The 10,453-nt window shown below is 36.5% G+C and carries 10 protein-coding genes and 4 pseudogenes; 3 read left to right on the top strand and 11 right to left on the bottom strand.

Annotated elements, in window-relative coordinates; translation table 11 throughout:
• Positions 1-23: 23 nt before the first annotated feature.
• Entirely contained in the window at positions 24-401 is a 378-nt protein-coding gene (locus tag AC5YD2_RS15695) for an IS630 transposase-related protein (RefSeq protein ID WP_496125791.1), read from the bottom strand.
• A 33-nt stretch (positions 402-434) separates the two neighbouring features.
• Entirely contained in the window at positions 435-2,561 is a 2,127-nt protein-coding gene (locus tag AC5YD2_RS15690) for a hypothetical protein (protein ID WP_496127206.1), read from the bottom strand.
• A gap of 16 nt (positions 2,562-2,577) precedes the next feature.
• Between AC5YD2_RS15690 and AC5YD2_RS15685 the strand changes: the two are divergent.
• Positions 2,578-2,793 (top strand): annotated as a pseudogene (locus AC5YD2_RS15685) (integrase core domain-containing protein); the annotation flags it as partial.
• Between the two features lie 198 nt (positions 2,794-2,991).
• Here the strand turns inward: AC5YD2_RS15685 and AC5YD2_RS15680 are convergent.
• Together AC5YD2_RS15680 and AC5YD2_RS15675 are read right to left on the bottom strand one after the other, a co-directional pair.
• Positions 2,992-3,339, bottom strand: a complete 348-nt coding sequence (locus tag AC5YD2_RS15680; protein ID WP_496127205.1) for a hypothetical protein — start codon at positions 3,337-3,339, stop codon at positions 2,992-2,994.
• Positions 3,340-3,660: 321 nt separating this feature from the next.
• Positions 3,661-3,816, bottom strand: a pseudogene (locus AC5YD2_RS15675) (RHS repeat-associated core domain-containing protein); the annotation flags it as partial.
• Positions 3,817-3,899: 83 nt separating this feature from the next.
• Between AC5YD2_RS15675 and AC5YD2_RS15670 the strand changes: the two are divergent.
• The gene (locus tag AC5YD2_RS15670) at positions 3,900-4,274 is read left to right on the top strand and encodes an IS630 transposase-related protein (RefSeq protein ID WP_496127204.1); all 375 of its coding nucleotides are present in this window, start codon (positions 3,900-3,902) and stop codon (positions 4,272-4,274) included.
• Positions 4,271-4,819, top strand: a complete 549-nt coding sequence (locus AC5YD2_RS15665; protein ID WP_496127207.1) for an IS630 family transposase — start codon at positions 4,271-4,273, stop codon at positions 4,817-4,819. Before AC5YD2_RS15670 ends, AC5YD2_RS15665 begins: the two co-directional genes overlap by 4 nt.
• A 274-nt stretch (positions 4,820-5,093) precedes the next feature.
• Here AC5YD2_RS15665 and imm45 read toward each other — a convergent pair whose 3' ends face one another.
• The 7 genes and pseudogenes from imm45 to AC5YD2_RS15630 form a co-directional block, all read right to left on the bottom strand.
• Positions 5,094-5,426 carry an Imm45 family immunity protein gene (gene imm45 / locus AC5YD2_RS15660; RefSeq protein WP_496127203.1) on the bottom strand — a complete coding sequence of 111 codons (333 nt, stop codon included), beginning with the start codon at positions 5,424-5,426 and terminating at the stop codon, positions 5,094-5,096.
• A gap of 338 nt (positions 5,427-5,764) precedes the next feature.
• A pseudogene (locus tag AC5YD2_RS15655) lies at positions 5,765-5,934 on the bottom strand (RHS repeat-associated core domain-containing protein); the annotation flags it as partial.
• A gap of 186 nt (positions 5,935-6,120) precedes the next feature.
• On the bottom strand, positions 6,121-6,702 hold the full coding sequence (locus tag AC5YD2_RS15650; protein WP_496127202.1) for an imm11 family protein: 582 nt from the start codon (positions 6,700-6,702) through the stop codon (positions 6,121-6,123).
• 12 nt (positions 6,703-6,714) lie between these two features.
• A pseudogene (locus tag AC5YD2_RS15645) lies at positions 6,715-8,472 on the bottom strand (AHH domain-containing protein); the annotation flags it as partial.
• Positions 8,473-8,701: 229 nt separating this feature from the next.
• Positions 8,702-8,887 (bottom strand): hypothetical protein, encoded by a 186-nt coding sequence (locus tag AC5YD2_RS15640; protein WP_496127201.1) that lies wholly within the window; start codon positions 8,885-8,887, stop codon positions 8,702-8,704.
• A 76-nt stretch (positions 8,888-8,963) separates the two neighbouring features.
• Positions 8,964-9,254: a hypothetical protein gene (locus AC5YD2_RS15635; protein ID WP_496127200.1), complete on the bottom strand. Its 291-nt coding sequence runs from the start codon at positions 9,252-9,254 to the stop codon at positions 8,964-8,966.
• A 1-nt stretch (position 9,255) separates the two neighbouring features.
• On the bottom strand, positions 9,256-10,453 hold a 1,198-nt coding region (locus AC5YD2_RS15630; protein ID WP_496127199.1), incomplete at its 5' end, for an RHS repeat domain-containing protein.

Here is a 10,453-nt window from a genome sequence, read left to right as displayed (position 1 = left end):
GAACCATTCAAATACAGCACGACTTAATTTACAGGCTTGTCTGTAAAGAAAACTCTTTTTTTACGCGTCCATCCCATCTTATTAAGGGCTTTTAAAATGACATGATAACCAACGGTATAACCGAATTGTTGTTCAAACAGAGGGACAAGATCTTTCGCCTGAGTAAACGGTGTATTTTTTACGAAGTGCTCAAAGGCTTGAAGATCTCGAATCCTCGAAGGGCGTCCTGCATTTTGAGGTTTAGGCTGTTTGAGCTGACCAGTCTGCTGTTCGAGTAGAATCCAATCATCTAGGGTGGTTCTTGCAATATTAAACAGTTCACACGTTTTGGATTTATGCTGTGATTCTTTATAAAACTGCATGACTTTTTCGCGTAAATCGACAGAATATGTTTTTGGCATGATCCTAAATCTTAGTGTTTTTTCTATTGTAGCTCATATTGGATTTTTAGCTATATTGGTTTGGTCTAAATCCAAACCATCCAACTCACCAATATTCTGTAGCGCAATTTGTTTCAGTTGATCTAACCTTTCAATATCAACATTAGGAACGATTTCATCATTGGCTGCTTGCGTGAGCTTGTCTTCTAGCCATACCAAACGAGCAAGCGGTACGAATGCATCTGCCTCATAGACGGTAGTAAATACATGCTTGCCGTTATAGTCCTGTAGGATTCGATTGCCATCCCAAACATTCCACACCGCTTGTGTCTGAACCAGTTGAGTCTGCTCAGTTTGAATGCTTTTCACAGCACGTTGAATGATCGGTCTAGGAGTTGGATTAACTTGCGACGTTGCAAATCCTCCTAGACTTAAGTTCATTGAAGAACCGAGTTGATTGCTAATATTCTGATGAGAGTTTGGCTGATGCTCCAGCAATCTTGGCTGTGGTTTGCTTTTGACTCGCTTCGTGATCAGTTGCTTTTTATAAGTCTGGCTTTGCTTGGCAATGCGTCGCCCAAAGGGATCATAACAATACTGGGTCTGTATAATCTCTTGTCCACCTCGCCCATCGGGTTTGGTTGAGGTGGAGGCTTTAAGCTGGTTTTGTTCGTCCCAATCTAAATCAATTTGCCTGGTGGTAAATTGATTCAGCAGATGTTTTTCACTTAAGTGTGGATGAATATGTCCAAAGGCATGTTTGTCTTTAATCTGAATGCGTTTTTGAACCATACGCCCTAAATCATCATACTCATAATCTACAGTTTGATGTGCTTGCTCAAGATGCTTCACACGGTTATCTAGAATTTTAGATGGTTTATTTTCCGCTGTAGAGGCTATCGGTAAAATATTACTGGCAGGGTCAAATGCAAATTGCTCTCGAATTTGAATGAAATTCTCACTTTGACCTTGAGTGGAAAGTTCACTTCCCGTTAACCGTGACAACACATCATACTGATAGCTCTGTTTGCGTTGCCATGTTTTATTCGGTTGCAAAGCATGCTGTTGTTGGTCTTGATGAAGCTGTGAATTATGCTGATTATATAAATAGCGTTTGTCTGAAATTTCATTCAGTTGTCCTGCTATGTCATAGTCATACAGGCGTTCTAAGCGTTTTTGCGTCGGTGCATGCTCCCAAGCAACATTTTGCTCGGTTAAGCGTCCCATTTGATCTAGTGTATAAGTACTCTGCAATTGCCCTTGCGTCCGTGCGATTTCCTGATGCAGTTCATCACGTTTTAGACTACTGATTTCATGAATGCCTTCGCTATCCTCAAGCGCATAGTGCCATGCATGCCCCGAACCATAGTAGATCGTTTTAAGCTTGCGACCATCTGGTAGTGTGGTCTCAATCCGATTCCCCAGTTCATCATACAAATGCGTTAAAGTATGCGAGCGATGTGTATGTTGTTGGGTTGCTTGATTGAACCAGTGTGCAATCAGTTGTTCTTTGGTGAGTTGCCCTATTGGGTCGTAACTGAGTTTGACGTGACTGTCCGCATTACGTGCTTCGATCAATTGACCTGCCAGATCATAAGTATAACGCGTACGTTTTTTCTCGGTTAAATCATGATGATCAACAATGTATTGCTCGAGTAGTTGTCCCAATAAATCACGTTTGAAGACGGTGCTATAACGGATTTCTTTGTTCTCAGTAAACTGTCGATGTTTGATTAGTTGTCCTGCTGGACTATATTCATATTCAGTACGCACCCCATCAAAAGTGGTTTCCGCAATCACTTGATCCTTGGCATCATATTCAAGTGTCCACGTCTGATCATTTTCATTGGTTAAACCGACAAACCGTCTGAGCTGGTCATAATGATAGGTTACAGTACCGTTGGCTGGGTCAGTGCGTTGAATCGGTAAGCTATCGACACTATATCGGTAGGTCGTCGTGCGACCTAAAGCGTCTCGGTATTCAATTAAACGCTCAAGACCATCATATTTAAATTGTTCAACACTGCCATCAAGATAGATAATCTCATACGGTTGCTTTTGATGCGCATAATATTTAAAGCAAGTAGAATCCCCATGTGCATTCTGAACTGATGTTAGCCGACCATAAGCATCATAATGATATTGTGTAATTTTACCGCTACAGTCCTGATATTTTTGCAAGTTACCAAACTTGTCCCAGAGCATACGTATTGAATATATTCAACCAGGTAAGCTACAGCAGAATGCATATATTGAACGTTATAATAGAACCGTACGTTATAGCTGGCTGGGCAAACATTTATTTGATACTTTGGATGAAGTACAAGATTATGCAACAAGTTGGCTGTGGCATTACAATCATGAAAGACCACATCATGCTAACAAAGGAAAGCCACCTTTAATGGCTGCTTAATCTCTACTTTTAACTTCTGTTATTTATGGGAGGATTACCATTTCAGTTTATCCAGTATAAATATTTTGCTTTTTGCTCATGGTAAACTCCTGTTGAGTATGTTTAGTTTACTAGATGAAAGTCTCCGTTTTTATCAGCACACATCATTCCATTGTTTTATTCATATTTTTATCTCTATCAAAAAAAGAATATTTCAATTTATAAGCTAATTTTCATAATTTTATCTAAAATTATTGCAATATTTTTATCTATATTCTCTAAACCTATCTCATATACATACATAGGTACATCATCAAAATTAGTTTCAAAACTCAAAATTTCACTATGAATTTCATCATCAATTACTATCTTAACCAAAAAGCCTTCACTTAAATTTTTTGCTGAAAAAATCGGATTTCCATCATAAAAAGATTCCCCATTTGAAAATTTTGTATTAAAAAAAGGGAGTTTCCATTTATCATTTTTACTAATTTTATTGAACTCAGAATATATATAATTTTCTAAAGATAAATATACATCTTTATCATCTAAGCAACTTTCAAACATATTTATAACCTCTAATCATCAAGGAATGAATGCTTTACCTGCAATTACCTCAATATCAACTCGTTCATGCTTTGTATCTTTTACCATAAATGTTTTACTTACCGAAGCATCTACCCCTCCACTACTACATGCTGAATCAATAAATTTATCCGCCTTTTTAAATGCATCTTCTCTTAACTTTAAATCCTTTTTAGATAATTTATCTTTCAACTCTTGCATCATTTCTTTAGCCTGATCTTTAGTAAGCGGAGTATCTTGATTCCAAGAAACTGATTCTTCTAACTTAGTTCCTTGAGCTTGTATACGCCCGCGATGAGCTACTAAACCTAATATATCAATGAGTAAAACAGGATTCGGCGCATATTGAAAATGATTATCACCGCCCAATAAACCTATCGGATCATGGCTAATAAACCGCCCAGCATCAGGGTCATAGTAGCGGAAACGGTTATAATGTAAACCTGTCTCGTTGTCATAAATCTACCCCTGAAAACGATGCGGTTGTATAGCTGCAATCTTATTTTAGGATACAATGGTGAAAAATTCATTTGATCAAGATTATGCCTAAAATATATTCAGTGGATTTACGTGAAAAAGTCATGCAGTTTTATGAAGAAAACAATCACAAATCATATACATGTAAAACTTTTAAAATATCTAGGACTACTTTGGATGATTGGATTCTTCTTCAACACACCACTGGAGAATTGAAACAGCCTAAAATCAATGCAGGCCGACCCACTAAAATCAAGGATATGGATGCTTTCAAACACTTTGTTGAAACGACCGAATTTTCTCAAGTGAAAGATCTTATTCCTTTGTTTGAACAAAAATTTGGTTATCCAATCCTTTATTCAACCCTATTAAAAGCCATTCATAAGCTTGGTTGGACACGTAAAAAAAGAGTTTTCTCTACAAGCAAGCCGACAAAATAACAAGGGCGGTATTTAAGTGGTTTCTTCCGCAATGGAAAGAAGAGTTTGGGGAAGATCAGATGATCTATATTGATGAATCTGGAATAAATACTACAGATACAGCTCAATATGGTTGGTCTAGACTAGGCAGTCGTTGTCCTGCAGTGAAATCAGGTGGTCATGGAAAAAGATTAAGTATCATCAGTGCCGTGAGGTCTAATTCAGCGTATCAGTTCCTTTACCCTTTGGTTTTTCAAGGTACATGCGATCGAGCGATGTTCACAGGATGGCTGAAATATCTACTTGAAAACTTGACTAAAAATAATCAGGATAAGACCAAAAGGCATCTGCTGATTCTAGATAATGCTTCGATTCATAAGAACGGGGAAATCAAAAAACTAGCCGCAGACTTTAACTGTAGAATCATGTACTTGCCTGCTTACAGTCCAGACTTAAATCCAATTGAAAAAGCATGGTCAGTGCTCAAATCCAAAGTTAAAAATATCGCTTTCCGTCTAGACAAAACAATAGAAGAAGCACTCGATTTAGGCTTGAAAGAAATGTAGCTTAAAATTTAAATCCAGCTATAGTAAATAACTTTGCTCTACTACATTGAGTTGGATTGGATTGAGTTCTTCACTTTTTGCAACTTCTTGCCATTCAACCGTAACCGTATTACCCCACGCTTGATACACCGCCTCCCAAGCGATGTCACCATTACGTTGCGTCAGTTCTCTAGGCGTGCCGAGGTGATCATTTCTGATACCAAAAAATCTGATGTTGGCTATGTAAAGGTAGACTATTTTTAATTTATTAAAGGAACTTAATGCTCAATTAGTTTTAATAATCTTCAAAACTTGTTGGTATATTTCTATTAATAATGTAAACATTATCTAATGAGCAGTCTATATACCCCCATTCTAACCAATTTTCCTTTAACCATGCGGAACTTAAACCGTAATTTTTATTAGAGATCGCAGTTTCTGGAAACACAACGTAATTTAAACCCGCTTTATAACCAGAAACTACCATTAACCCATATTTTAAACTTTCACTATTTATAATTTCAACAATCATAAAATCAACATATTCTTCATAAGGGGTAATGCCTGCACATCTTAGAATAGTACCTCTTTCAAGATCATTATTTACATCAATTAACTTCTTATTCATACGCTTTACCATTTAAAAATTTATGGACATTTAAGATTATGCTTTCCTGATTTATCAGGTGCTTTAGTTTGTTTTCCGTCAATATCATACTCTCCTAAATGTCCACCTCTGCTATCTGTATATTCAATTCTTCCATGTTGTGTATCTGCCGCTCTAAATTGTCCATCTTGAGTTTTATAAACATCTCGTCCATTTTTTGTAGTCATTTTAGAGTCTTTTACCCAACCATTTTTTCTAGCTACTTTTTCAATTTTACCTCTAACAGCAATAACTCTCTCACCAGGGGACATTTGTGAAATTCGAGCTTCAAAAGCAGCTGCTGATTCTGGTTGGGTATTTAAGCCTAGAGGATCAATCCACTCTACAGGATTCGGCGCATACTGAAAATGATTATCACCGCCCAATAAACCAATCGGGTCATGGCTAATAAAACGTCCAGAATCGGGGTCATAATAACGGAATCGGTTATAATATAACCCGTATCGTTGTCATAAATCTGACCATGGAAAAGAAGTGGTTGTAATAAATAGGATTTTCTATCTAATTGAATTTGATCAAATAAGCTAATAATTCAGAGTATAGAATCATTAGCTTAGATAGAAATGTGAGTAATTAAATTTTTCAAGGTTGGAAAGGTTTTAAGAAGAGTAATGCTTCTTAAAAATATAAACTATTAAAATTATAAATGTTTATTTTAAGTAGTAATGTAAAATGTTCTAGAGTCATCTTCGCTATCAATAACAGAATAATAATTTATTTTTTTGACACCTGACTCTATCAGCCTGTCTTTCAAGTCATCTCGTACCAGTATCTGTTTTAAATCGTGCGATGATCTGCAAATTGTTAAATCCCAATCAAAATCATCTTTAAATGTAATTCTACTAAATTGCAATTTTTCCTCACCTAAAAAAAATTCAGAACTGTATACACTTTTATTTAAATCAACAGCATCTTCAATTTGGACTATGTGTAATGCGTACATTTCTTCGACCAAGCCGTAATTTTCAACAAAGATGGGGAAAAATTGTACTAACTTTTTTTCTTCCTCTTGTTTCAGAATATTTTTCACTTTACCGCTAACAATAATCGGACCTGCATTAAATAAAAAATCAAATTTAAGCATATTATCAATATTTTTTGAACCCAGTAAATCATAAACTATTTTAACTTCATCCTTAATAAATATATTCCCATTAAATAATTTATAGTTTATAGAACTTGGATAATTAAACCTTATTATTTTCTGAATGCTCTTAGGGTAAATTGCGTATATCATATTTTTCCATCCTTATATTGCATTATTTAACCTTGTTAAACCTTGTTCTAAACGATTTCTATAACTATCTACTAAGTTTTCGATATGCATTTTTTGTACATTACCGCAAGCACCAAGTGCATCAATTGCATCTAAAGCTTGAGTAAAAATAGCTTCATAAGCTTGATTATGCATTCCTCTATGTATTGTACGACCATCAGGATTAAAATTACCTCTTGTAGGTAATTGTATAATATTTCTTGAACTATTTAAGTCAAATCCACTATTTACAATAGCTGGATGATTTTCAAAAGTTGTTAATGGAATTATATGATGTCTTTGGTGATTCGGCATCACGGGTATTTGTTTCATATCGCCTGTTAATTTGGGACGACCTTTCAACCCCCAAGGATCCACCCAATCCACAGGATTCGGCGCATATTGAAAATGATTATCACCACCCAATAAACCAATCGGGTCATGGCAAATAAACCTTCCAGCATCAGGGTCATAATAACGAAAACGGTTATAATGTAAACCCGTTTCAACATCATAAATTTGACCTTGAAAACGATATGGTTGCAGTAAATAACTTTGCTCAACGGCATTGAGTTGAATTGGATTTAATTCAGTCGCTTGAGCAACTTCTTGCCATTCAATTGTAACTGTATTCCCCCACGCCTGATATACAGCTTCCCACGCAATATCACCATTACGTTGCGTCAGCTCTCTAGGTGTGCCGAGGTGATCATTCTGATACCAATACACTTGATGTTGATTGTGTTTAGGTTTCGGAGGTTCATCGTTACTGGCTTGTTTTATTTCAGTTTGATTTAAATCTAAACCTTCAAACTCACCAATATTTTGCAGGGCAATTTTTTTAAGCTGATTCAGTTTTTCTATATTTGTTTTGGAAGCTGTTTCATCATTGGCTGCTTGGGTCAGTTTATCTTCTAGCCATACCAAACGTGCTAAAGGTATAAAACTATCCGCTTCATACACTGTGGTGAATACATGCTTACCATTATGGTCTTGCAGTATTCGATTACCATCCCACACATTCCACACTGCTTGTTTTTGAACCAAATGAGTGGATTCATTTTGAATCATTTTAGCCGGTCGAATAATCTTAGATCGACTGGTATTTAAGTTTGATGATCCAGCTAATTGTGTAGATCCCCCCAAACTTAAGTTCATCGATGAACCCAGTTGATGGTTCACTGTATGTGCTGGGTTTTGTGAGTTAGCTTTTTCGTGCTGTATTTTTGCTTGAATTTGCTGTGTAATGATTTCTTTTTTATAGGTTTGACTCTGTTTCGCTATTCGTCGACCAAATGGATCATAACAATACTGTGTTTGTATAATCTCCTGCCCACCTCTTCCATCGGGCTTGGTCGAGGTTGAGGCTTTGAGCTGATTTTGTTCATCCCATTCCAAGTCTATTTGACGTGTGGTGAATTGATCGAGTAAGTGGTTGGAACTGAGTTGTTGGTGGATATGTCCAAACGCATTCTTATCTTTAATGTGAATACGCTTTTGTATCACACGCCCTAAATCGTCATAGTCATAATCAACTGTTTGATGTTCTTGCTCGAGATGCTTAACGCGATTGTCTGCAATCTGATTGGCATTGTTCTCTTGATTCGATGCAACCGGCAAAATATTACTGGCTGGATCAAAGGCAAATTGCTCACGCATTTGAATATAGTTTTCACTTTGTCCATGTGTGGTCAGTTCACTTCCGGTCAGTCGAGACAACACATCATATTGATAACGCTGCTTACGTTGCCATGTTTTATTCGGTTGTAAGGCATGTTGCTGATGTTGAGAAAGCTGTGAATTATGCTGATTATATAAATAACCCGAATCCTGCTTAAGGAAATGAGATCATTCTTCTTGAGACTTATCCATCATTTTGAGCATAAAAAAGTCTATGCTTTGGTCTGATAACACTAAAAACTAATCATAAAATTAAATTTAGCTTATGATTTTAAAGAAAAATCCTTATCCGCGATTCGGGTTATAAATAGCGTTTATCTAAAATTTCATTCAGTTGCCCAGCTTTGTCATAGTCATACAGGCGTTCTAAGCGTTTTTGCGTCGGTGCATTTTCCCAAGCAACATGTTGCTCGGTTAAGCGCCCCATACGATCAAGTTTATAGGTGCTGTGGAGTTGCCCTTGCGTCCGTGCGATTTCTTTATGCAAATCATCACGTTTTAAACTACTGATCTCATGAATGCCTTCATTGTCTTCTAAGACATAGCTATAGGTTACAACTTGATCAAATAGGGGAATTACCTTTAAATATATTAATTTTATTGGTAGATAAACCTTTTATCTCAAGAACTTGAATTATCTTCATTAATTCATCATTTTCATAAATTTCTTCTGAATCTTCAAAATCTTCTATAGTGTCCATATACTTTGTAGGGATTGAAAAAAAATATCCTTTATATTTATTTTTCTCTTTCCATAACACAAACTCTCGAACATATTCTGTAGCATCTATTAATAAAAATTCTGAATAACCAACTTTTTTACCACTTTCTATTTTTTTTTTGAAATCAATCACATCATCCTCCAATATCAATTCTGACCATAGTTCCATCAGATCTTTTAATATTAATGTGAGGCAAAGCCCCATGACCTGTACCTTTAGGATCATCATGACCATAAACCCTGCCAGTTTTGGGATCTATAGGATAATCCTTTCTATACCTAACTTTTCCATCTTTTTTCTTAAATTGATCCATTTTTCTTTTCTTTCTAACTCCCTGAGCATCTTGACAACCAATTCCTCTTACTTTTTGAGCATCAGGAAAAGCCTCTTTAACCAGTTTATCAGCTTCTCCTTTTGTTTTAACATCCACTTTTGAACCATTAGGGGCATTACGTAGAGTTTCAATCATTTTGTTCCATTTACTCCACCCTAAAGGATCCACCCATTCCACCGGATTCGGTGCATACTGAAACTGATTATCCCCACCCAATAAACCTATTGGATCATGGCTGATAAACCGTCCAGCATCAGGATCATAATATCGGAAACGGTTATAATGTAAACCCGTCTCGTTGTCATAAATCTGCCCCTGAAAACGATGCGGTTGCAGTAAATAACCTTGCTCATTGGCATTCAATTGGATTGGGTATAATTCAGTTGATTGGGCTACTTCTTGCCATTGAACGGTAACCGTATTACCCCATGCTTGGTACACCGCCTCGCATGCAATCTCACCATTATGCTGAGTTAACTCTCTAGGCGTACCTAAGTGATCGTTTTGATACCAATAGACCTGATGCTGACTATGTTTTGGCGATTCATCATTCGCAACTGGCGGTATGGTCTGACCATCATCTAACCCTTTAAGTTCTCCAATATTTTGCAGTGCAATTTGTTTCAGTTGATCTAACTTTTCAATATTGACTTTGGGAACAGTTTCATCGTTGGCAGCTTGCGTCAGTTTATCTTCTAGCCATACCAAACGTGCAAGCGGTACAAATGCATCAGCTTCATAAACTGTAGTGAATACATGCTTACCATTGTGATCTTGTAATATTCGATTACCATCCCACACATTCCACACTGCTTGTTTTTGAACCAAATGAGTGGATTCAGTTTGTATCATTTTAGCCGGTCGAATAATCTTAGATCGACTGGTATTTAAGTTTGAAGATCCAGCTAATTGTGTAGATCCCCCCAAACTTAAGTTCAGGGATGAACCCAGTTGATGATTCACTATATGTTCTGAGTTTTGAGAGTTAGCTTTTTCG

The sequence above is a fragment of the Acinetobacter sp. CY73 genome (assembly GCF_059515865.1).
This window is presented reverse-complemented; position numbering and strand designations above follow the sequence as displayed.